The organism is Stenotrophomonas sp. Steno-Z10-BAI (genome assembly GCF_056393115.1).
Window position 1 is genome coordinate 818,132 of record NZ_JBWJOZ010000001.1, and the last position, 22,421, is coordinate 840,552.

Sequence of the window (22,421 nt, forward strand, 5' to 3'; positions counted from 1 at the left end):
CGCCGCTGCCAGCGGCCGGCCCCCAACAAGGAAAGCCCTTGAATCATCGTTCCTCAGACGACTTTCTCAACCACGTGGCCCAGCGTGATCCGCATCAGCCGGAATTCCTGCAGGCCGTGAAAGAAGTGATCCAGAGCCTGTGGCCGTTCCTGCAGCGTCACCCCCGCTACCTGGAACACGGCCTGCTGGAGCGTCTGGTGGAGCCGGAGCGGGTGATCCAGTTCCGCGTGGCCTGGGCCGATGACGCCGGCAAGACCCATGTGAACCGCGGCTGGCGCGTACAGCACAGCTCGGCGATCGGCCCGTTCAAGGGCGGCATGCGCTTTCATCCGTCGGTCAACCAATCGATCCTGAAGTTCCTGGCCTTCGAGCAGACCCTGAAGAACGCGCTGACCACCCTGCCGATGGGCGGTGGCAAGGGCGGCTCGGATTTCAATCCCAAGGGCCGCAGCGACACCGAGGTGATGCGCTTCTGCCAGGCGCTGATGCTTGAACTCCATCGCCACCTGGGCGCAGACACCGACGTACCGGCTGGCGATATCGGCGTGGGCGCGCGCGAGGTCGGCTACATGGCCGGCATGATGAAGAAGCTCACCAACAATGCCGCCTGCGTGTTCACCGGCAAAGGCCTGTCCTACGGTGGCAGCCTGATGCGTCCGGAAGCGACCGGCTTCGGTACGGTCTACTTCGTCGAGCAGATGCTGCACCACGCGCGGCGCGATACGGATGGCGCGAAGGTGTTGATTTCCGGTGCTGGCAACGTGGCCCAGCATGCCGCGATCAAAGCCATCGAACTCGGCGCGAAAGTACTCACGCTCTCCGATTCGGGCGGTACCCTGTACGCGCGCGAGGGCTTCGATGAGGCCGCGCTGCAGGAGGTGGTGGACCTGCGCAACGAGCGCCGTGGTTGCCTGTCCGAGCTGGCCGACGACACACGCTTCGAATACCTGGACGGCAAGCGCCCCTGGCACATCCCTGCCGAGATCGCCCTGCCCTGTGCCACCCAGAACGAGCTGGACGAAGACGACGCCCGCGCCCTGGTCGACAACGGGGTGCTGTGCGTGGCCGAAGGCGCCAACATGCCATCGACACTCGAGGCCATGGAGGTCTTCCTCAAGGCGGGCACCCTGTATGCGCCGGGCAAGGCCAGCAACGCCGGCGGCGTGGCCACCTCGGGGCTGGAAATGAGCCAGAACGCGCAGCGCCTGTCGTGGCATCACGCCGATGTCGATGAGCGTCTGCACGGGATCATGAAGGACATCCACGCCAACTGCGTGCGCCACGGCAAGCGCGCCGATGGCAGCGTGAACTACGTGGATGGCGCCAATATCGCCGGCTTCGTCAAGGTGGCCGATGCGATGCTGGCGCAGGGCGTTTACTGAGGGTAGATGGGTGAAGCGGTGCAGCGGTGTTCATCCGCTGCGCCCTGCAGCATTTCCCGCCGCAGCGGTCAGTGCGCCGAGCGGACCTCGCTCGTCATGCACCCAGCCAGCACGGCGCCGCCATCGGTGGATATCACGCTGAATGCCTGCACGCGCGTGTATCCGGACGACGCCTCCCGGGATGCTTCGCGCATCCAATGCCCTTCCGCCTGACGATCCGCTGCGCCCAGGCCAGTGGCATCGAGCACCGCCTTCAGCGGCGCATCGCCCATGTCGGCTGCGAGATAGCCGCCATACGCGAGGACGAGCGACGTCGCAGCCAAGCCCTTCAACGCCACCGGCTGCTCCAGGGTGATGACCATGACCGGCATCTCCTGGCCATCGGCAAGGTACTCATGCTCGGCCACCGCGCGGACATTGTCCGGCCATGCCAGCGGCGACAGTTCCGACACACGCTCCCACAGGTTGGCGATGCGCTGCATGGCAGCGTCGTCAGCCCGACATTCGAGCGCGGCGCCAACATCACTTGCCGTGGCCGTCTCGCGCAATCGCGGTGGAACACGCGCCTCGCGCATCGGACCGGGGTAGTCACATCCCACCCGATAGCCCTCACCATCGCTGCTCACCACGATGGCGCCCGGCGATGACGCATCGCCGGATGCCTCTGGTGGCGACCAGACCTGGAACGGCTCACGCAACGTATTCGACCGGTGCCGAAGTCCGTTCTCGCCAACGATGCGCGCACGCTGCCCTGCATCGATGGGAATGGAGAAGCCCATGTCATCCGCCACCACGCGGTGCGTTGTGATGCCGTGTGCCGTCAACGTCACCGGCATGTCGATGAGGGTCGTCGCGTGCTCCTCGTCACCGCTGCGCGTGAAGCTCCAGCCCTTCCGATGGGCCGGTCGTTCCTGCGGCGTGCCATACCGTGCGCCACGCAACGCGGTCGTCACCGCCTGCATCGTTGCCGGTGAGGCACGGCACTCCAGCAGCTCGACGAGATCGCGCTGAAAACTCGCAGCGGGGTTCGCCTGCGCTGGCAACGCGGAAACCATCAGCAGAACGATCGCCGCCGCAGTGGCGAACCGAGAAGAGGAACGTGAAGACATCATGCGCGACCGACGAAATCCGGTGTGCATTGTGCGCTTGCAGGCACCGCAAAGACGACAGGCATTCGCGTCGCACTGAAAGCATGAAGCCGGCCGTCGGCCGGCTTCATCGTCCCTCAGCCTTCGCTGGTCTTGGCCTCGTCCGGCTTCACCCGGAACCACGCCGCATACAGCGCAGGCAGGAACACCAGGGTCAGCACGGTACCGACGATCAGGCCGCCCATGATCGAGATCGCCATCGAGCCGTAGAACGCACTGCGCGACAGCGGGATCATCGCCAGCACTGCCGCCAACGCGGTCAGCACGATCGGACGGAAGCGGCGGACGGTGGCGTCGATGATCGCGTGCCAGCGGTCATGCCCGGCGTCGATATCCTGCTGGATCTGATCGATCAGGATCACCGAATTGCGCATGATCATACCGGCCAGCGCGATCGTTCCCAGCAGCGCCACGAAGCCGAACGGCGCGCGGAACAGCAGCAGGAACAGGGTCGCGCCGATGATGCCCAGCGGTGCGGTGACCAGCACCATCGCCGCACGCGAGAAGCTGCGCAGCTGCAGCATCAGCAAGGTCGCCACCACGATCAGGAACAGCGGCATGCCGGCCTTGATCGAATCCTGGCCACGGGTGGAATCCTCCACCGTACCGCCGGTTTCCAGCAGGTAGCCGGACGGCAGCTCGGCACGGATGCCCTCCAGCGTCGGCAGGATCTGCTGCACCACGTCCAGCGGCTGCTTCGCGTCGGCAATATCGGCGCGCACGGTCACCGTCGGCAGGCGGTTGCGGTGCCAGATGATGCCGTCCTCGAACACGTACTCCAGGCGCGCCACCTGTGACAGCGTCACCGAGGTCCCGCTGGCGGTCGGAATGGCCAGGCTGCCCAGCATGTCCAGCCGCACACGTTCGTTGTCCGGGCCACGCAGCAGCATCTCGATCAGGCGGTTGCCCTCCCGATAGGTGCTCACGCTCATGCCCGACAACGAGGTGCCCAGCAGCTGGCTCACCTGCGCGCTGCTCACACCCAGTGCGCGTGCACGGTCCTGGTCGATCACCAGCCGCACCACTTTGCTCGGCTCGCTCCAATCCAGGTTGACGTTCATCACGTGCGGGTTTGCGCGCACCTTGGCTTCCACCTGCCGTGCGATGGCCTGCACCTGCTCGATGTGCTCGCCGGAGATGCGCATCTGCACCGGGTAGCCGACCGGCGGGCCGTTCTCCAGACGGGTCACGCGCATCTGCACGTCCGGGAACTGCGGAATCACGTCCTTGAGCAGCCAGTCGCGGGTCGCCTCACGTGCGGTGGCGTTCTCGGTCAGCACCACGAACTGCGAGAAGTTGGTGGCCGGCAGCTGCTGGTCCAACGGCAGGTAGAAGCGCGGCGAGCCGGTGCCCACGTAGGCCACGTAATTGCTGATGCCTTCGCGGTCCTTGAGCAGCTTTTCCAGCTTGGTCGCCTGCGCCTGGGTGGCCTGCAACGAGGCACCCTCGGCCAGTTCGATGTCCACCATCAGTTCCGGGCGGGTCGAATCCGGGAAGAACTGCTGGGGCACGAAGCGGAAGATCAGCAGCGAGAACACGAACAGCGCGGCCGTGGCGGCGATCACCCACCAGCGATGGCGCAGGCAGACATCCAGGAAACGGCGGAAGCGCACGTAGAACGGACGCTGATACGGATCATGGTCGTGCGCATGCACCTTCGGCGCGATCCAGCGCGCGAACGCGGGATGGCGGTCGGCCCACTGCAGGCGGCGGGCATGCCAGCGCCCTGCCAGGCTGTCCGGCTTGGGCGGCTGCGGGTTGAACAGGTCCGGCAACATCTTGTCGCCCAGGTACGGGATGAACAGCACCGCGGCGATCCACGACACCACCAGCGCGATGGTCACCACCTGGAACAGCGAGCGGGTGTATTCGCCGGTGCTGGAAGCGGCCGTGGCGATCGGCAGGAAGCCGGCCGCGGTGATCAGCGTGCCGGTCAGCATCGGGAACGCGGTCGACTCCCACGCGAAGCTGGCCGCGCGCAGGCGGTCGTAGCCCTGCTCCATCTTGGTGGCCATCATCTCCACCGCGATGATCGCATCGTCCACCAGCAGGCCCAGCGCCAGCACCAGCGCGCCGAGGGAAATCTTGTGCAGGCCGATGCCGAAGTAATGCATGACGAAGAAGGTCATCGCCAGCACCAGCGGAATGGTCACGCCCACCACCAGGCCGGTGCGCAGGCCGAGCGAGAAGAAGCTCACCAGCAGCACGATCACCACCGCTTCGGTCAGCACCTGCACGAACTCGCCGACGGACTCTTCCACCGCATGCGGCTGGTCGGAGACCTTGCGCAGCTGCATGCCGGCCGGCAGCGTTTTCTGCAGGCGCTCGAATTCGGCATCCAGGGTACTGCCCAGCTTGAGGATGTCGCCGCCGTCTTTCATCGCCACGGCGATGCCGATCGCGTCTTCGCCCATGAAGCGCATCTTCGGCGACGCCGGATCGGCAAAACCACGTTTGATCTCGGCAATGTCGCCCAGGTGCACGGTGCGGTCGCCGGCCTGGATCGGGAAGCTGCGGATGTCCTCCACGCTCTTGAACTGGCCGGTGACGCGCAGCTGCACCCGGTCGGTCGGGGTTTCAAAGAAGCTGGTGGCGGCAATGGCATTCTGGTCGGCCAATGCCTGCTGCACCTGCTGCAGCGACACGCCCAGCGTGGCCAGCTTGGTGTTGGACAGCTCGATCCAGACCTTCTCGTCCTGCAGGCCTTCCAGCTCGATCTTGCCCACATCCGGCACGCGCTGCAGTTCCAGCTGGATGCGGTCGGCGTAGTCGCGCATCACTGCGTAGTCGAAGCCCTGCCCGGTCAACGCGTAGATGTTGCCGAAGGTATCGCCGAACTCGTCGTTGAAGAACGGGCCGACGATTTCGCGCGGCAGGGTCGGCTTGATGTCGCCCACACGCTTGCGCACCTGGTACCACAGGTCGGGAATCGCCTTGGAGCGCAGGCTGTCGCGCGCCACGAAGATCACCTGCGATTCGCCCGGGCGCGAGTAGGAGCGGATGAACTCATACTGCCCGGTGTTCAGCAGTGCCTTCTCGATCGGCTCGGTGACCTGGCGTGAGACCTGTTCGGCGGTCGCGCCGGGCCAGTTCGTGCGCACCACCATCACCTTGAAGGTGAACGGTGGATCCTCGGACTGGCCCAGGTGCTTGTACGACCACGCGCCGATGATCGCGAAGGCCAGCATCGCAAACAGCACCAGTGGCCGGTTGCCCAGCGCCCATTCGGAGAGGTTGAAGCGGCGCACGGGATCAGTTCCCCTTGCCGGTGGCAGGCGCGGCAGGCTTGGCCGCCGGTGCCAGCACCGGGCGGTTCTGGCGGTCCACCGCGGTCACCGGCTGGCCCTCGCGCAGCAGATGGCCGCCGGCGGCAACCACCCAGTCGTTCGCGTTCACCCCGCTCAGCACCGGAACGGATTCAACGCCATACGCACCGACCGCCACCGGCGTGGCTTTCAACGTGCGCTTGGCCGGATCGACCACCCACACGCTGCTGCGCCCATCGGCACCGCGCTGCACCGCCGCCAGCGGCAACTGCAGGGTGCCCTGGCGCCCGGCCGCGGCGAACACGCGCGCGCTCTGGCCCAGCTCGACCTCGGTCAGCGCTTCCGGTGCCAGGCTGACGCGGGTGGCATAGGTACGCCCCTGCGCATCGGCAGCCGGGGCGATCTCACGGATCGTGCCGGCCAACAGCTGGCCCGGGCGGTTCCACAGTTCCACCTGTACCGGCTGGCCCACCTGGTAATCGCGGATGGTGCTTTCCGGCAGGGCGATCACGACTTCGCGGCCGCCATCCGCAGCCAGGGTGAACACGGTCTGCCCGGCACTGACCACCTGCCCGGCTTCGGCCTGGCGGCTGGCGATCACGCCGTCGGCCGGCGCGCGCAACTGGGCGTACTCGGCCTGGTTGCGGGCCACGGCCAGATTGGCGCGGGCGGCATTGGCCTGGCCCTGTGCGGCCTTGAACGCGGCGGTCTGGCTGTCGAGTGCGGACTGGCTGACCAGTTGCTGCTCGGCCAGCGTGGCGTAGCGCTTCTGGTCATCACGGGCGCGGATCAGATCGGCTTCGGCAGCGGCCAGCTGGGCCTGCGAGGCGCTGGCCTGGGAGGCGTAGTCGGCAGCATCCAGCTCGGCCAGCAGTTGGCCCTTGCGCACGCGCTGGCCGGCATCGACATGCCGCTTGATCAGGTTGCCCCCGACGCGGAACGACAGCGGGCTTTCCTCGCGGGCGCGGATCTCACCGGGATAGGCAGCCACTTCCTGGCCGGTCACGGTGCCCGGGTGGACCACCAGCACCGGAATCGGCGCAACCGGCTCGGCGTCCTGCTTGCCACATGCTGCCAGCGCGATCGCCAGCAACCCACCACCCATCCATCGCATGTTTTTCATGAGGTCCTGGACCTGAAAAGTAACCCGGAAAAAGCCGCTGGAAACGCTCTGTTCCAGCCGCCTCAATATTGAACCAGCCGGTATAGTATAAATATCGAACCGATTGGTCTAGTATTGATTGGATGACTGATCCGACCTCCTCCACATCGCCTTCCAAGCCGGCCGCCAAGGCCGCCGGGCCGGGGCGCCCGAAGGATCTGGGCAAGCGCGCGGCCATTCTGGAAGCCGCCAAATCGCTGTTCGTCGACCAGGGCTACAACGGGGTGAGCATGGACAGCATCGCCGCCCAGGCAGGCGTCTCGAAGCTGACCGTTTACAGCCATTTCGGCGACAAAGAAACCCTGTTCACCGAAGCTGTGCAATCCAAGTGCGTCGAGATGCTGCCGGACGAGCTGTTCGTCACCGACATCGAAGGCCCGCTGCGTGACCAGCTGATGGGCATCGGCCACGCCTTTTTCAGCCTGATCACCTCCGATGCGGCGGTCGCCGTGCAGCGGGTGATGATGTCCCCGGATACCGATGACCGGATCCGCGAGATGTTCTGGCTGGCCGGCCCGCAGCGGACTACCGACGCGCTGGCCGACTTCCTGCGTGCCCGCACTGCCCGCGGCGAGCTGGAGATCACCGATTTCCCGACCGCCGCGATCCAGTTTCTGACCTTGATCAAGGGCGAGCTGCATACGCATATGATGTGCGGGTTGCGGCCGGCCCCGGCCGAGTGCGATGCCGACGCCCACGTGTGCGCCAGCGTCGACTTTTTCCTGCGGGCGTATGCCCGGCGGCACTAAACTGAATGGACCGGAGGTCGCGGTGACTTCCGGCACTGCGACCCCGGCGCGACGGCAGCGATGCTTCCAGCGCGCCGCCGGCTCCCGGCACCGGTAAAATGGCCGGCCCACTGCGCTGGATATAGAACCTCATGACGATCGATTACTCCCACGCCCGCGAACTGATGGTTGAACAGCAGATCCGCCCCTGGGATGTGCTGGAAATCCGCGTGCTCGATGTACTGGCACGCTTGCCGCGGGAGGCGTTCGTCGCTGAATCGCACCGGGCTCTGGCTTACGCTGATATCGAGCTGCCGCTGGGCAACGGCCAGAAGATGATGAAGCCGGTCATCGAAGGCCGCACGCTGCAGGCGCTGGATCTGCAGCCGGGCGATGAAGTGCTGGAAATCGGCACCGGCAGCGGCTACCTGAGCGCCTGCATGGGCGAACTGGCCCGCGAAGTGCTGAGCCTGGAAATCGATGCCGACCTGGCCACCACCGCGCGCGCGCGTCTGGACGCTGCCGGCCTGGGCAACAACGTCCGTATCGAAACCGCCGACGCCCTGAGCTGGGACACCGAGCGCCGCTTCGATGCGATCTGCGTCACCGGCGCGGTGGATGTCATTCCGTCACGTTTCGCCCAGTGGCTGCGTCCCGGCGGTCGACTGTTCGTGATCCGTGGCCGGTCGCCGGTCATGGAAGCGGTGCTGGTCAAGGCGGACGGCACCACTGAGTCGCTGTTCGAAACCGATATCGATTACCTGCGCGGTGCCGCCCCGGCACCCCAGTTCCAACTCTGAGTCCAAGGAAGCCGCAATGATCCGCCGATCCCTCGCCTTTGCGCTGGCCGCCGCCCTGCTGCCGATGACCGCCTCTGCCGCCGACCTGCTGCAGGTCTACGAAATGGCGCGCAACGGCGATCCGCAGCTGTCGGCTGCCGAGTCGACCCGTCTGTACGACAAGGAAGGCGCTGTGCAGGCGCGTGCCGCCCTACTGCCGCAGCTCAACGGCGAGGCCTCGCTCAACCGCAGCCGCACCAACCCGAACCATGATCTGACCTCCAGCTCGTTCACCACCAAGAGCCGGAACTACACGATCAACGGCAGCCAGACCGTCTTCAACTTCACCCAGTTCGCCAATCTGCGGTCGCAGCGCGAGCTGAGCCGTGCAGCGGATTTCACCCTGGATTCGGCCAACGACGACCTGATCGTGCGCACCTCGGCGGCGTACTTCAACGTGCTGGTGGGCATTGAATCGCTGTCGGCCGCGCAGACCAACGAAGCCGCTGCCAAGAAGCAGTTCGACTTCGCCGACAAGCGCCTGGAAGTGGGCCTGGCCCCGATCACCGACGTGCACGAAGCCCGCGCCCAGTACGACCAGGCGCGCGCCAACACGATCATCGCGCAGAACACGCTGGCCGACGCCTACCAGGCGCTGACCGAACTGACCGGCCAGCCGGTCACCGACCTGCGCGCCCTGCCGGCCGATTTCCGTCCGGAGCTGCCGGCCAAGTACGCCACCATCGATACGCTGGTGAACGAGGCTGTTGCGCAGAACCCGGCGCTGAAGGCGCAGGAACTGAAGGTCAACGCTGCTGAATCCGGCGTCTCGGCCGCCCGCGGCGCGCACTACCCGACCCTGTCGCTGGGTGCCACCGCCGGCAAGTCGGCCAGCTGGGGTGATGTCGTCGGCGACGGCGGCAGCAGCTTCAGCCCGGACCGCCGCACCAACAGCGTCGGCCTGACCCTGAACGTGCCGATCTTCTCCGGCGGCGCCACCCAGTCCGGCGTGCGCCAGGCCCTGGCCCAGCGTGACATCGCCCAGGACGGCTACGAGCAGCAGAAGCGCGCCCTGGACCGCAACACGCGCAATGCCTACCAGACCCTGGTGGCCGGCATCAGCGAAGTGGAAGCGCGTCGCCTGGCCGTCGTGTCGGCACAGAGCGCCTATGACGCCTCGCAGGTCGGTCTGGAAGTCGGTACGCGTACCGTGCTGGACGTGATCCAGAACCAGCGCATCCTGTTCTCCGCGCAGCTGGACTACGCCAACGCCCGCTACACCTTCCTGCAGAACCGCCTGCAGCTGGGCCAGGCGGTCGGCACGCTGGACATCGCCGAACTGCAGGACATCAACCGCCTGCTCACCCAGAAGGCGGCCACGCCGAGCACCACCGTCAACTGATCGACGGCGCAGCGCGTGACAGAAAACCACCCGCATGCGGGTGGTTTTTTTATGCGCGCAGGTTGTTGATTCCGACACATCGTGGGCGTCACACACGCGATCACTGCCGCGGCGATTTCATCGCGTAATGCCTACCCGCGCACAGTCTCCACCGTGAACCGGTCCACAGTCCGGCACGTCGCATGGAAAATGGCTTGACCCCTCGGCATGGGCCGACTAAGGTCCGCCCCGCACCACCTTCCCTTTCCCTCCAGAGGCCCCCTCCTTGGACAGTCATAGTCGATCTCGTTGCTGCTCCTGAGCCGACGGACCCACTGACCCCAAGGTCGGTTCCGTCCGCACAGGACGGGGCCCACCGGCGCAGCTGACACGCTCGCCCGCCTCGCATCATCCGTATCGCCGTTCCACCGACCCCAAGAAGGGTGCCGCTGGCGTTTCCGTTTGCCTGGAGATTGCCCATGCACGTTTCCCGTGTGTTCGCCCTGCCGCTCGTGGCCGTGGCGATGCTTCCGTTCGACACCCGCGCCGCCGCCAGCCTGATGGTGGATGACGCCTCGATCACCGATGCCGGTCGCTGCCAGCTGGAAAGCTGGGGCCGGCATACCGATGCCGGCAACGAATGGACGGCCGTGCCGGCCTGCACCATCGCCGGGACCGAGTGGTCGCTCGGCGTCAGCCATCAACGTGCCACTGCCGCCACGCAGTGGGCCGTGGGCGCCAAGCGCGTGCTGCGTGATCTCGATCAGCGACGCTGGGGGGTGGCGGTCAGTGCGGGCGTAGGCAGCGACTGGCACCGCCCGCGCGCCAACGATTGGAACCTCAATGCCCCCCTGACCGTGGCGCTCGGTGCCTCTGATCGCACGCTGCTGCACCTCAACCTGGGCTGGGCACGCACGGCCGGGGCACGTGGCCGCACCGATGGCGTCGGCCTGGAAATCGTGGCCGCACCGCACTGGTCACTCCTGGCCGAAACCGCCCGCGATGCAACGCGCCAGCGCAGCAGTCAGTTCGGCGTGCGCCACGAACTCTGGCGCGGCGCCAGCGTGGATCTGCTGGCCGGCCGCATGCATCACCAGCGCGATGGTCGATGGCTGACGCTCGGCTTCAATCTCGCGGCCGCACCGTAGTGCCGTGCGTGCCGGCTGACGGCAACGATTGACCTCACCCGCCGCCTGCACGCTGCACGCGGCCCACGCCCTGTACCTGCCGCGCCGGACGCAATCCGGTGCGCTGGATGCCTGTACCTCATCACCGCGCGTTGCTCCGCCACGCGCCGCTTTCTGCTGGAGAACCACCATGAACCGCGAAGACCTCCTGTTCTCGATCCGCACCCTCTCGCTCTCCCTCGACGCGGCCGGCTTTGTCAGCATCGCCGCCACCACGCATCCGTCCGACCTCGTCGATGCGCTCGACGCGCTGAGCGTGGACAAGACACTCCCGTTGCTGATGATGCTCGACCCGCAGGCACGCGCCGAGCTGTTCGCGCACTTCACCGAGATACGCCAGGATCAGCTGCTGGCGGCGATGCCGCGCGAGGCGGTGGTGCAGCTGTTCGAACACATGCCCTCGGATGACCGCGCCGATCTGTACAACCGGCTCGGCGATGACGCCAAGCAGAAACTGCTGCCGGCACTGACCAAGGTCGAGCGCGACGACATCCTCAAGATGGCGTCCTATCCGGAGGGCACGGTCGGCTCGGCGACGACGTCCGATTATGTCTGGGTGTCTCCGGAGATGACCGTGGCCCAGGCGCTGGCACATATCCGCGCCACTGCGCTGCACAGCGAGACGGTGAACATCCTGTTCGTGCTCGACCACACGCTGCGGCTGCGCGGCACGGTGGCCCTGCGTGATCTGGTGTTGGCCAACGAGAACCGCACGGTCGCCTCGATCATGCATGAGCAGCCGGTCGCCGCGAAGGCGCACTGGCCCAGGCTGCAGGCCGCCGAACTGATCCGTCGCTACGACCTGCTCGCGCTGCCGGTGACCAATGGCGGGGATCGCATGATCGGCATCGTCACCGTGGACGATGCGATGGATATCGAGAAGGAGCAGGATGCCTCGCAGCTGGCACGCTTTGGCGGCACGGTCAGCGGAAACGGGAACGATCTTGATGTGCGCAGCACGCCGCTGAAGCAGATGTTCCGGGTGCGTGTGTTCTGGCTGGCGATCCTGACCTGCTTCGGCATCGTCACCAGTACGTTTGTCGCCGCGCAGGAGGAGCTGCTGTCGCAGGTGATCGTGCTGGCCGCCTTCATCGCCCCGATCGTGGACATGGGCGGCAACACCGGCAGCCAGTCGGCCACGCTGGTGATCCGCAGCATGGCGCTGGGCGAGCTGAAACTGAGCTGGCGCGATGTGGGGTTCGTGATCCAGCGCGAACTGCCGGTGGCCGCGGCGCTGGGCATCAGCATCGCCGTGCTGGAGGCGATCCTGGCTTACTTCAGCAAGGGTGTGGGCATGGACGTGCTGCTGGTGGTGGGCTCGAGCATGCTGGTGTGCACCGCGCTCGGCGGCATCATCGGCGCGTTGCTGCCGTTCGCCGCACGCCGCATCGGGGCGGATCCGGCCACCCTGTCGGCCCCGATGATCACCTCGGTCATGGATCTGATCGGCGTGTTCATCTACTTCGGGTTTGCGTACGCCTTCCTGGGCGATCTGCTGGTCGCTGCGGGCTGATGGATCGGCAGGCCTGGACGCCGCGCGTGGCGGCCAGGCGGGCCGCGATCACGCCACCGGCGGCGGCAACTGCGGGGCGATCAGGGCCACGGTGCGCTTCAACGCGCCACGGCCGTTGCTCACCAGCGCACACCCCGCGCGGGCCATGTCTTCGCGTGCCTGCGGATCGCGCAACAGGGTCAGCAGTGCATCGCCGACCCCGCTGGCATCCTCGGCGATCACCACCGCACCGGCTTCGCGCATGCGCCGGGAAATCTCGGCGAAGTTGTGCAGGTGCGGGCCGGTGACAGCGGCCGTGCCCATCGCCGCCGGCTCCAGCAGGTTGTGCCCGCCGATGGCCTGCAGGCTGCCCCCGACGAAGGCCACCTGCGCGCAGCCGTAGAACGACATCAGCTCGCCAAGCGTGTCGATGACGAAGACATCCGTATCGGCCAGCGGCCACTGCTGCTGGCGGCGTGTGGCGACCTTCCAGCCCTGCTCGCGGGCCAGTGCTTCCACCCGCGGGAACCGCTCGGGATGCCGCGGCGCCCACAACAGCAGCACCCCCGGCATCGCCTCGCGCAGGCGACGATGCAGATCGAGGGTGGCCTGCTCTTCGCCCTCGTGCGTGCTGGCGGCGATCCAGACCGGGCGCGTGGCGGGCACCAGAGCATGGAAGCGCGCGATGAAGTCCTGCACGTTCGGGGTGGCGATATCGAATTTCAGGTTTCCCAGCGGCTGCACCTGGTCCGGGCGCGCCCCGAGCTGGATGAAGCGCTCGGCATCATCGTCCGACTGTGCGGCCACGCAGGTCACGGTGCGCAGTGCGCGGCCGATCAGCGGCCGCAGCAGCCGATAGCCGCGCAGTGAGCGCGCCGACAGCCGGGCATTGAGAATGTAGACCGGGATCCGGCGGTCGCGGCAGCCGAACAGCAGGTTCGGCCACAGCTCGGTTTCCAGGATCAGCGCCAGGCTGGGCTTGAAGTGGCCCAGGAAGCGGCCGACGCTGCCCGGCACGTCGTAGGGCAGGTACACGTGGTCGACCGCATCCCCCCACAGCGCGCGGACCCGTTCGGAGCCGGTCGGGGTAATGGTGGTGATCACCCAGCGGATGTCCGGGCGCAGCGCGCGCAGGGCATTCACCAGTGGCGCGGCAGCATTCACCTCGCCCACCGAGACCGCGTGCAGCCAGACCCGCGGCTGGCCGCTGGAGTGCGGATAGGAGGCATAGCGCTCATCCCAGCGCTGGAAGTACTCGCGCACCCGGAAGCCCCGCCAGACCAGGTGGTACACGGTGATCGGCAACAGCAGGTACAGCACGGCCGAGTACAGGCCGCGCAGGATCCATTCGACAGGGCTTTTACGCATGCGCAAAGGATACGGGAGCGGCGCGGGGAAGACACGCCGCGCCGCCGTGATGGCCGCGCCGGGACGCATCCGGGCGCATCCATTAGAATCGAGGCATGTCCGATAACGCTTCCACCGCCACCCGGCCGTCCCTGCGCAATCCGCGCCACTGGCCGACCTTCGCCTTCATGTTGGTCGCCTTCGCGATCGCCCGCCTGCCGTGGATGCTGCAGCGCGCGCTCGGGCGCGGCGTCGGCACGGTCGCCTACCGGCTGGCCAGCAGCCGCCGGCGCGCCGCCGAGGTCAACCTGAAGCTGTGCTTCCCGGAGAAGGACGACGCCTGGCGCCAACGCCTGCTGCGCGACAGCTTCGACGCGTTGGGCGTCGGTATTTTCGAATTCGCGCGGGCCTGGTGGGGCAGCATCGACAGCATCCGCCCGCAGGTGCAGATCGAAGGGCTGGAACACCTGCACCGCATGCAGGCCCAAGGCCGCGGTGTGCTGCTGGTCTCCGGCCACTTCATGACGCTGGAGATGTGCGGCCGCCTGCTGTGCGACCACGTGGAGCTGTCCGGCATGTACCGCAAGCACCGCAACCCGGTCTACGAGTGGGCGGTGAAGTTCGGCCGCCTGCGCTACGCCAAGGCGATGTACGCCAACGAAGACATCCGTGCCACGGTGCGACACCTGAAGAAGGGTGGCTTCCTCTGGTATGCGCCCGACCAGGACATGCGCGGCAAGGACACGGTGTTCGTGCCGTTCTTCGGCCATACCGCCTCGACCATCACCGCCACGCACCAGCTGGCGCGGATGACCGGCTGTGCGGTGATCCCGTATTTCCACCGTCGCGAAGGCGGCAAGTATTTTTTGAAGATCGGCGCACCGCTGGAGAATTTCCCCAGCGAGGATGTCGAGGCCGATACCGCCCGCGTCAATCAGGCCATCGAGGCCATGGTGCGCGAGGCGCCGGACCAGTACCTGTGGATCCACCGCCGGTTCAAGCGCCAGCCCGGTGGCCGGAGCGATTACTACCAGTGATGGATGACGCGGATGCCTCCGGGCATCTCAGCAGGCGGCGTGGATCTACCTGCTTGACGGGCCTCTGCGACGCTACTGGGCCTCATCCTTCGCCAACAGACTGCCCGCATACAGCGCGGCCAGCAGCAGCGTGAGGCCGCCCCAGAAGGTCGAATAGAACGCCAGGTGGGTGTTGAGCGGGAACACCGTCACCGCCAGCGCGAGCATCGCCGGGCGCGCGCGCTCACGCGCCTCGGGAGGTGCAAAACGCCACGCGCGCCACGCCTGGGCCACGGCCGCCAACCACAGCAGCAGGCCGAGGATGCCCGTTTCGGCGAGGATCTCGAGCACGATCTGGTGCGCGTGCAGGGCCGGGCCGGCGCCCCACACTTCCCGGGCAGCCGGGTCCGGATTGCACGCGGGGTAAGCGTCGCGGAAACCACGCGCACCGACGCCGTTGATCGGATGCTCCTCGATCATGCAGGTTGCTGCGGCCCATATCTGGGCCCGGCCGGACAATGCCTGATTGACGCCGTCGTTCTCGCCTTCCCACGCCATTGCGGTACGCGCGATGCGGTCCCCTACCTGCGGCACGGTCACCGCCAGTGCCACCGCCGCCACCGCGCCGACCGCAACGCAGGCCAGCAGCCCGCGCACACCGATCAGCCGCCAACCGGAGAACACCAGCACCAGTGCATAGGTCAGCCACGCCGCGCGCGAACCGGCCAGGACCAGCACGACACCCACCGCGGCGGCCACCAGTGACCAGCCGAGAATGCCGGCACGCCGTGCGGCGGCGAACAGCAGGAACGGTGACAGGCTGGCCAGCACCTGGCCGAACTTGAGGTTGCACGGGCCGAGCACGCCGCTGAGGCGATCCACCGCCGCCATCTCCTGCGGTGAGCACAGCCCGTGACCGCTGACCGCCCACTTGAGCTGGTCCATCGACCAGAACAGCGGGCTGCTGCCGATGATCGCCTGCGCCAATGCATCCACGGTCCACAGGCCGGTGATCAGCGCCAGCCCGCCCAGCGTCAACGCGCGCCGCTGCGGGGTGGCCACGGCAATGGCCACCAGCCACATGAACGGCAGATAGCGCAGGCCGGCAGCCGCCTTGCGCCACGCGGTGCCGGGGTCGATCGCATCGAAGGCGGAAAACGCCTGCGGCAGCCAGTAGCCCAGGAACAGGATGCTGGTCAGTGCCCACGCAGGGCTGCTGAGCAGACGCTGCTTACCCTGCAGGCGCAGTTGCACCATGCGCACCGCTGCGTACAGCGCACCCAGCACCAGCACGCCCTCGGCGATCCCGGGCAGCGGCCACAAGGCGACGAACGCAATCACCCACCACGGCGCCCAGCGGCCCGCGCGGGAGCCCGGCGAACCGGGAAGGACGGTGGGCTCAACCGATGAGGGAGGTATAGAGCTGGAGCGTGTCACGCTGCATGGCCTGCAAGGTAAACGGGATCCGCGTCGGCAGTGAGGGCGGCTGCAGCAACAACTGCTGCGCGCGCGCCAGCAGTGCATCGGCGTCGCCCAAGGGTACCGCGCCGGAGGGTTGCAGCTGAGTCAACAACTCGCCGACGCCGCCATGGTTCCAGCCCAGCACGGGGCGGCCCACCGACAGCGCTTCGACCACGGTGCGGCCAAACGCTTCGGCTTTGTCCGACACCTGCAGTACCAGGTCGCTGGCCGCATAGGCCTGCGCGATGCGTGAGGTCGGCGCGGTCATCAGCACCGCATCGAACACGCCGAGACTGCGCGCCTGGGCGTCCAGCTCGGCGACATAGGATTCGCGGCCGGGCTCGCGCGTGCCTGGCATCCACAGCGTGGCCGGCACGCCGGCAGCGTGCAGCCCGGCCAGCAGCGTCAGCGCGTGGCGATGCCCTTTCAGGCGGGTGCCACGGCCAGGCAGCAACAACAGCGGCGCATCGCCGGCCAGCGCGGGATGCTGCTCGGCCACGGCCAGGCGCGCACGCCGATCCTGCCGGCCCACGCGCGGGAACTGCGCGACATCGACACCACGGGGTATCACCTGCAGGCGCTCGGCCGGCACGCTTGGGTAGTGCGTGCGCACGAACTCACGCACGCTGTTGGACACGCAGATCACGCGCTCGCCGCTGGTCATCACCGCGCTGTAGCGACCCGGCGAGTTGAGCCCGTGCACGGTGGTGACCCAGTGCGGACGGGTCGCCGCCGGCAGGTTGCGCACGGCGTACAGGCCCAGCCAGGCCGGCAGACGTGAACGCGCGTGCACGATATCCGCGCCCACTTCGTTGAAGAGATTGCGCAGGGTCAGCACATGGCGCAGCGTCAGCAGCGACTTGCGGCCGATATCCAGCGTCAGGTGTTCGGCGCCACTGGCAAGCAACGGTTCGACCAGGCGCCCACCGGCGGACACGACGATGGCCCGGTGGCCGGCGGCCACCAGGGCGGAGGCAATCTCAAGGGTGGAGCGTTCGACCCCGCCGGAGTGCAGCGCCGGCAGCAACTGCACCACGGTCAGTCGGCGCACAGTGTGGTCCGCGGATCAGTCGGCGAGCACGAACACGGCGCCGCAGTACGGGCACGCAGCCTCGCAGTTGGGCTCGTCTTCGATCGGCAGGTACACGCGCGGGTGCGAGTTCCACAGCGCCATTTCCGGCGTCGGGCAGCTCAGCGGCAGGTCGCTGCGGTGCACGGTGTAACGCTTCTCGGCATTGGCGGGCGCGGTGGCGGTATGGCTCATGGCGTGGACACACAAAGGGGGTTGCGAGACCGCCGATTCTAGCATCTGGCGACCGCCGAAGGCCGCTGGAGCGGAGGGCACCAGGTTGAAGCGCTGGCCATCCGGGGGGAGAACCACCGGACCTTTTAAATCGATCCAAATCCATTGTCAATATTTCGAAATGAAACGAATTTGCCGTATTTAGATCGAACTAATTGCACTTGTCACAGCCAGTTGTCGTGATGCAGGATCAGCGGGTACCGATCATCGACCCGATCGCCTGCCCGACCCCACCGGACATGCATCGCCTCTTTCCTGCCGTCCACGATGGCTGGGGCGACGCCGTCCGCCGTGGCCATCGATGCGGGTCCTGCCTGCCGCCTGCCCTCCCCGGGAGACCCTTGCATGACCCTGTCCGACCTGCGCCCCGTCCGCCGCGCCCTTCCCCTCGCCCTGGCACTGGCCTGCGTATCGATCGCCCTGCCGGCCGCCGCGCAGGGCCTGCAGACCTCCTTCGAGCCGGGCCAACCGGCCCCGGCCGCGGCGGCCGGCGACGGCGCCCTGCAGGTACGGATCGGCAGTGGCCCAGCCGCCCCCTATGCCGCCAAGCCCGGCGTCGGCTACAGCGGCCTGCACGCGCTGCACTACGCCAGCGCCGGCGGCCAGGCGCGCCGCCAGCTGTTCACGACCGACCTGGCCATCGAAGCCGATACCACCCTGTCCTGGCTGGTGCTGCCCGAGATCGTCGGCAAGGACACCGTGGCCTCGACTTACGTCTCGCTCGATCTGGTGCTCGACGACGGCACCCGGGTCTCGGCGAGCGCTGCGCGCGATCATCACGGGGTGGCACTGGGTGCGCGTGCACAGGGCGACTCGAAGACGCTGTACCCGCAGCAGTGGGCACGCAAAGCCGTTCGTCTGGGCGATACCCCGGCCCTGCGCGGGCGTCGCGTGGTCGCGCTGGAGGTGGAGGTGGCCAGCGCCGATGGCGCACCGGTGGCCGGCTGGATCGACGATGTCCGCCTGGACACGCAACCGCGCAGTACGCCGCAACGTCCCTCGGATTGGGTGCTGACCACCCGCGGCACGCAGGCCAATGGCACCTTCTCGCGCGGCAACAATTTCCCGGCCACCGCCGTGCCGCACGGCTTCAATTTCTGGACGCCGGTGACCGATGCCGGCTCGCTGACCTGGCTGTACCGCTGGAACGAACAGAACGACGCAGCCAACCGCCCTGCCCTGCAGGCGCTGGCGCTGAGCCACCAGCCCAGCCCGTGGATGGGCGACCGCCAGACCTTCCAGGTGATGCCATCGGCGACCCGTGGCGTGCCCGAAGCCGACCGCAGCAAGCGTGCGCTGAGCTTCTCGCGCGAGAACGAGCAGGCCCGCCCGTACCGCTATGACGTGCGCTTCGACAACGGCATCGCCGCCTCGATCGCACCGACCGACCACGCCGCCGTCTTCCGCTTCGCGTTCCCCGAAGGCGGTGATGCCAATCTGCTGTTCGACAACGTCGACGCACGCGGCGGGCTGACGCTGGATGCGGCCACCCAGACACTCTCCGGCTATACCGATACGCGCAGTGGCCTGTCCACCGGCGCCACGCGCATGTATGTGGTGGCCAGCTTCGACCGCCCGTGGCGCAGCAGCGGCACGGTGAAGACCGGCCGCCCGACCGGCTACATCAAGTTCGATGCGGGTGCCGAGCGCCGCGTCACCATGCGCATCGCCACCTCGTTGATCTCGGTCGAGCAGGCCCGTCATAACCTGGCCCTGGAAGTGGCCGCTGCCGACGATGTGGATCGCGTGGCCGCGCGTGCGCAGGAAGCGTGGGACCAGCGCCTGGCCCGCTTCGATGTGGACGATGCCAGCGACGACCAGAAGACCACCTTGTACTCCAACCTGTACCGCCTCTACCTCTACCCCAATTCCGGCCATGAAAACGCCGGCACCGCAGCGGCGCCGGACTGGCGCTATGCCAGCCAGGCCAGCGCCTCGGATGAGAACACCGACGGCAGTGCCACGCGCAGCTTCGCGCCGGTGCGCGATGGCAAGGTGTACGTCAACAACGGCTTCTGGGATACCTTCCGCACCACCTGGCCGGCCTATGCGCTGTTCACCAAGGACGACGCCGGCGCGCTGGTGCAGGGTTTCATCGAGCAGTACCGCGCCGGTGGCTGGGTCGCGCGCTGGTCCTCGCCCGGCTATGCCGATCTGATGGTGGGCACCAGTTCGGACGTGGCCTTCGCCGATGCGTGGCTGAAGGGCATCGGTGGCTTCGACCCGCAGGAGGCCTACGCTGCCGCACTGAAGAACGCGACCGTGGTGCCGCCGGACCGCCATGTCGGGCGCAAGGGCATGGACCGTTCCACGTTCCGTGGCTATGCCACTGCCGACGTGCATGAGGGCATGTCGTGGACGATGGAAGGCGCACTCAACGATTTCGGCGTGGCCAACATGGCCGAGGTCCTGGCCAAGCAGGCCGATACGCCGGCTGCGCGCGAACGCTATGCGACCGAGGCCGACTACTTCCGTCACCGCGCCGGCACCTACGCCACGTTGTTCGATCCCGCCGCAGGCTTCTTCCAGGGTCGCAAGCCGGATGGCAGCTGGCGTCTGGACGCCAAGGACTACGACCCGCGCGTGTGGGGCCATGACTACACCGAATCCAACGGCTGGACCTTCGCCTTCACCGCCGCGCACGACGGTGAAGGCCTGGCGGCCCTGTACGGCGGCCGCGCGCAGTTGGCGGCCAAGCTGGATACCTTCTTCGCCACGCCGGAAACCGCCGATGCGGCGTTTGCAGGCTCCTACGGCGGCACCATCCACGAGATGACCGAAGCGCGCGATGTGCGCATGGGCATGTACGCGCACAGCAACCAGCCGGCCCACCACATCCCATGGATGTACCTGTATGCCGGGCAGCCGTGGAAGACCCAGCAGCATGTGCGCGAGATCCTCTCGCGCCTGTACCTGGGCAGCGAGATCGGCCAGGGCTACCCGGGCGATGAGGACAACGGCGAGACCTCGGCGTGGTACCTGTTCGCCTCGCTGGGCATCTACCCGCTGCGCATGGGCGCACCGGAGTACGTGATCGGCTCGCCGCTGTTCCGCCATGCCCGCGTGGCGCTGCAGGGCGGCGCGGTGCTGACCGTCAACGCGCCGGAGAACTCGGCCACCAACATCTACGTGCAGTCGCTGAAGGTCAACGGCACGCCGTGGACCAAGACCTGGCTGCCACACGAGCTGCTCGCCAAGGGCGCCACGTTGGACTTCGTCATGGGCCCGGAGCCCTCGCGCTGGGGCACCGGCCCGGACGATGCGCCGCGCTCGCTCACCGCGCGCGGCCAGCAGCCGTCCCTGCTGCATGATCTTCTGGGCAGCGGCGCGACTGCCCAGCTCGGCGATGGCCGCGCGGCCGCCGCGGTGATCGATGACGATGCGGCCACGGCACTGCCGTTGGGCGTCTCGAGCACGATCACCTTCAGCAATGTCGCAGCGGGTACGCCCGCGATGTACACACTGACCAGTGGCAACGGCCCGATCCGCGGTGGCGAGTGGACGCTGGAGGCACGCACCACCGGTGGCCGCTGGGTGCAGGTCGACCAGCGACGTGGCGAAGCCTTCGCCTGGGCAATGCAGACCCGACCGTTCCGCATCGCCCAGCCGGGCCGCTACGCCGAGTACCGGCTGCGCATCGGTGCACCGGGTCGCCTGCAACTGGCGGAAGTCGAACTGCTCGCACCGGCGGCGACGCGATGAGGACTGCCCTGCCGATCCCCCGTTGCCTGCTGACCGCCGTGCTCGTCACCGCCGGGCTTGCCGATGCGCACGCGTTCGAGACCACGCAGACCCGCGAGGACGTGACCCTGCACTACCGCGACGCCAGCGATGCGCTGGCCGCGCCGGTGCGCGAGCGCATCATCGAGACCTTCTTCGGCGCGTATCTGCGCGAGCGCGCCGATTTCCATCCGGCCGCACCGACGCAGGTCGGCATCGTGATCGACCCGGCTTACGACGGCATCGCCTTTGTCGGTGAGAAGGCGCAGGCGGCGACGATCACGATCAACCCGGCCTGGTTGCACACGCACCCGGGCGACATCGATCTGGTCACCCACGAGGCGATGCACATCGTGCAGGGCTACCCGGAGTACGCCAATGCGCGCGTGCCGGGCTGGCTGGTGGAAGGCATCGCCGATTACGCCCGCGACCGCTACGGCAAGGACAACGCCGCAGCCGGCTGGGCATTGCCGACGCAGGTCAAACCGGAGGAGAACGTCGATACGGGCTACCGGGTGACCGGTGCGTTCCTGGCCTGGAGCGAGGCACAGCATCCCGGGCTGGTGAAGGCGCTGGATGGTGCCCTGCGTGAGGGCCGCTATACGCCGGCGCTGTGGGAAACACTCAGCGGCGTGGCGTTGCCGGCCTTGTGGGCGCAGTACGTGCAGACACGCTGATTACTGTCTGTGGCCGGTCGGCGTCTGCCAGGAGCCGGCCAGCGGCCGGCACTACCGGTCCCAACGGTGCCGTCTTCAGCGCGCGCCGACCAACCCGGCGTAGAGCGCGAATAGCTGCTGGAAATACCGCTTCGTGCGTCGATGGCGCATGACACCGTTCCCGTGGCTGATCGTGGAGGATCTGGTCGGGCCCAGGGTGGCGACGCCCCCACCGGAGCGCCGCCACGGCCGGGCCGCGTAGGGGTATTGGGCGCTTGGGACGTTGCAGGACGGTGACCGCCGTGCGGCGCGTGTGTGGCAGATGCACGCACCACAACGACCGCAGGCCGAAGGCAAACATGGCCTGCCGACCAACGGTCGGCAGCTACCGGT

Annotated in this window: 16 protein-coding genes; 9 read left to right on the forward strand and 7 right to left on the reverse strand. The window is 67.5% G+C overall.

Annotated features, from left to right (window positions below; translation table 11 throughout):
* Positions 1-38: 38 nt before the first annotated feature.
* A complete protein-coding gene (gene gdhA / locus AC06E9_RS03770; protein WP_282260466.1) occupies positions 39-1,382 on the forward strand; it encodes an NADP-specific glutamate dehydrogenase in 1,344 nt (447 codons plus the stop codon).
* A gap of 68 nt (positions 1,383-1,450) precedes the next feature.
* On the opposite strand, the gene AC06E9_RS03775 is transcribed toward gdhA, so the two are convergent.
* The 3 genes from AC06E9_RS03775 to AC06E9_RS03785 all read right to left on the reverse strand — a co-directional run bounded on the left by AC06E9_RS03775 (position 1,451) and on the right by AC06E9_RS03785 (position 6,919).
* Entirely contained in the window at positions 1,451-2,491 is a 1,041-nt protein-coding gene (locus AC06E9_RS03775; RefSeq protein ID WP_478055496.1) for a hypothetical protein, read from the reverse strand.
* Between the two features lie 116 nt (positions 2,492-2,607).
* Positions 2,608-5,778 carry an efflux RND transporter permease subunit gene (locus AC06E9_RS03780; protein ID WP_123730252.1) on the reverse strand — a complete coding sequence of 1,057 codons (3,171 nt, stop codon included), beginning with the start codon at positions 5,776-5,778 and terminating at the stop codon, positions 2,608-2,610.
* Between the two features lie 4 nt (positions 5,779-5,782).
* Positions 5,783-6,919, reverse strand: a complete 1,137-nt coding sequence (locus tag AC06E9_RS03785; protein ID WP_121039622.1) for an efflux RND transporter periplasmic adaptor subunit — start codon at positions 6,917-6,919, stop codon at positions 5,783-5,785.
* A 122-nt stretch (positions 6,920-7,041) separates the two neighbouring features.
* On the opposite strand from AC06E9_RS03785, the gene AC06E9_RS03790 reads away from it, so the two are divergent.
* The 5 genes from AC06E9_RS03790 to mgtE all read left to right on the forward strand — a co-directional run bounded on the left by AC06E9_RS03790 (position 7,042) and on the right by mgtE (position 12,546).
* A complete protein-coding gene (locus AC06E9_RS03790) occupies positions 7,042-7,707 on the forward strand; it encodes a TetR/AcrR family transcriptional regulator (RefSeq protein WP_313219637.1) in 666 nt (221 codons plus the stop codon).
* Positions 7,708-7,838: 131 nt separating this feature from the next.
* Positions 7,839-8,486, forward strand: a complete 648-nt coding sequence (locus tag AC06E9_RS03795; protein WP_152154248.1) for a protein-L-isoaspartate O-methyltransferase family protein — start codon at positions 7,839-7,841, stop codon at positions 8,484-8,486.
* A 16-nt stretch (positions 8,487-8,502) separates the two neighbouring features.
* A complete protein-coding gene (locus AC06E9_RS03800) occupies positions 8,503-9,867 on the forward strand; it encodes a TolC family outer membrane protein (RefSeq protein ID WP_121039628.1) in 1,365 nt (454 codons plus the stop codon).
* 458 nt (positions 9,868-10,325) lie between these two features.
* Positions 10,326-10,994: a hypothetical protein gene (locus AC06E9_RS03805; protein ID WP_121039631.1), complete on the forward strand. Its 669-nt coding sequence runs from the start codon at positions 10,326-10,328 to the stop codon at positions 10,992-10,994.
* A gap of 169 nt (positions 10,995-11,163) precedes the next feature.
* A complete protein-coding gene (gene mgtE, locus AC06E9_RS03810) occupies positions 11,164-12,546 on the forward strand; it encodes a magnesium transporter (RefSeq protein ID WP_121039634.1) in 1,383 nt (460 codons plus the stop codon).
* 48 nt (positions 12,547-12,594) lie between these two features.
* On the opposite strand, the gene waaA is transcribed toward mgtE, so the two are convergent.
* Positions 12,595-13,893, reverse strand: coding sequence for a lipid IV(A) 3-deoxy-D-manno-octulosonic acid transferase (gene waaA, locus AC06E9_RS03815; protein ID WP_121041223.1), 1,299 nt, complete (start codon positions 13,891-13,893; stop codon positions 12,595-12,597).
* Positions 13,894-13,988: 95 nt separating this feature from the next.
* Between waaA and AC06E9_RS03820 the strand changes: the two genes are divergently transcribed.
* Complete coding sequence (locus AC06E9_RS03820) at positions 13,989-14,909, forward strand: LpxL/LpxP family Kdo(2)-lipid IV(A) lauroyl/palmitoleoyl acyltransferase (protein WP_121039637.1); 921 nt, start codon at positions 13,989-13,991, stop codon at positions 14,907-14,909.
* A 72-nt stretch (positions 14,910-14,981) separates the two neighbouring features.
* Here AC06E9_RS03820 and AC06E9_RS03825 read toward each other — a convergent pair whose 3' ends face one another.
* The 3 genes from AC06E9_RS03825 to AC06E9_RS03835 are packed head-to-tail and all read right to left on the reverse strand — an operon-like array spanning position 14,982 to position 17,613.
* Positions 14,982-16,307 carry an O-antigen ligase family protein gene (locus AC06E9_RS03825; RefSeq protein ID WP_478055586.1) on the reverse strand — a complete coding sequence of 442 codons (1,326 nt, stop codon included), beginning with the start codon at positions 16,305-16,307 and terminating at the stop codon, positions 14,982-14,984.
* Positions 16,288-17,400 (reverse strand): glycosyltransferase, encoded by a 1,113-nt coding sequence (locus AC06E9_RS03830; protein ID WP_478055497.1) that lies wholly within the window; start codon positions 17,398-17,400, stop codon positions 16,288-16,290. The genes AC06E9_RS03825 and AC06E9_RS03830 overlap by 20 nt, the downstream gene beginning before the upstream one ends.
* A 15-nt stretch (positions 17,401-17,415) precedes the next feature.
* The gene (locus tag AC06E9_RS03835; RefSeq protein WP_019183790.1) at positions 17,416-17,613 is read right to left on the reverse strand and encodes a zinc-finger domain-containing protein; all 198 of its coding nucleotides are present in this window, start codon (positions 17,611-17,613) and stop codon (positions 17,416-17,418) included.
* 384 nt (positions 17,614-17,997) lie between these two features.
* Here AC06E9_RS03835 and AC06E9_RS03840 point away from each other — a divergent pair, with 384 nt between their 5' ends.
* The gene (locus AC06E9_RS03840) at positions 17,998-21,354 is read left to right on the forward strand and encodes a GH92 family glycosyl hydrolase (RefSeq protein WP_478055498.1); all 3,357 of its coding nucleotides are present in this window, start codon (positions 17,998-18,000) and stop codon (positions 21,352-21,354) included.
* Complete coding sequence (locus tag AC06E9_RS03845; protein ID WP_121039646.1) at positions 21,351-22,049, forward strand: basic secretory protein-like protein; 699 nt, start codon at positions 21,351-21,353, stop codon at positions 22,047-22,049. The genes AC06E9_RS03840 and AC06E9_RS03845 overlap by 4 nt, the downstream gene beginning before the upstream one ends.
* Positions 22,050-22,421: the final 372 nt, after the last annotated feature.

Excerpts from the sequence above, each read along its gene's own strand:
- AC06E9_RS03775 (WP_478055496.1), bottom strand. The coding sequence starts at position 2,491 with ATGTCTTCACGTTCCTCTTCTCGGTTCGCCACTGCGGCGGCGATCGTT.
- AC06E9_RS03785 (WP_121039622.1), bottom strand. The coding sequence starts at position 6,919 with ATGAAAAACATGCGATGGATGGGTGGTGGGTTGCTGGCGATCGCGCTG.
- AC06E9_RS03790 (WP_313219637.1), top strand. The coding sequence starts at position 7,042 with ATGACTGATCCGACCTCCTCCACATCGCCTTCCAAGCCGGCCGCCAAG.
- AC06E9_RS03795 (WP_152154248.1), top strand. The coding sequence starts at position 7,839 with ATGACGATCGATTACTCCCACGCCCGCGAACTGATGGTTGAACAGCAG.
- AC06E9_RS03800 (WP_121039628.1), top strand. The coding sequence starts at position 8,503 with ATGATCCGCCGATCCCTCGCCTTTGCGCTGGCCGCCGCCCTGCTGCCG.
- AC06E9_RS03805 (WP_121039631.1), top strand. The coding sequence starts at position 10,326 with ATGCACGTTTCCCGTGTGTTCGCCCTGCCGCTCGTGGCCGTGGCGATG.
- mgtE (WP_121039634.1), top strand. The coding sequence starts at position 11,164 with ATGAACCGCGAAGACCTCCTGTTCTCGATCCGCACCCTCTCGCTCTCC.
- waaA (WP_121041223.1), bottom strand. The coding sequence starts at position 13,893 with ATGCGTAAAAGCCCTGTCGAATGGATCCTGCGCGGCCTGTACTCGGCC.
- AC06E9_RS03820 (WP_121039637.1), top strand. The coding sequence starts at position 13,989 with ATGTCCGATAACGCTTCCACCGCCACCCGGCCGTCCCTGCGCAATCCG.
- AC06E9_RS03835 (WP_019183790.1), bottom strand. The coding sequence starts at position 17,613 with ATGAGCCATACCGCCACCGCGCCCGCCAATGCCGAGAAGCGTTACACC.
- AC06E9_RS03840 (WP_478055498.1), top strand. The coding sequence starts at position 17,998 with ATGACCCTGTCCGACCTGCGCCCCGTCCGCCGCGCCCTTCCCCTCGCC.
- AC06E9_RS03845 (WP_121039646.1), top strand. The coding sequence starts at position 21,351 with ATGAGGACTGCCCTGCCGATCCCCCGTTGCCTGCTGACCGCCGTGCTC.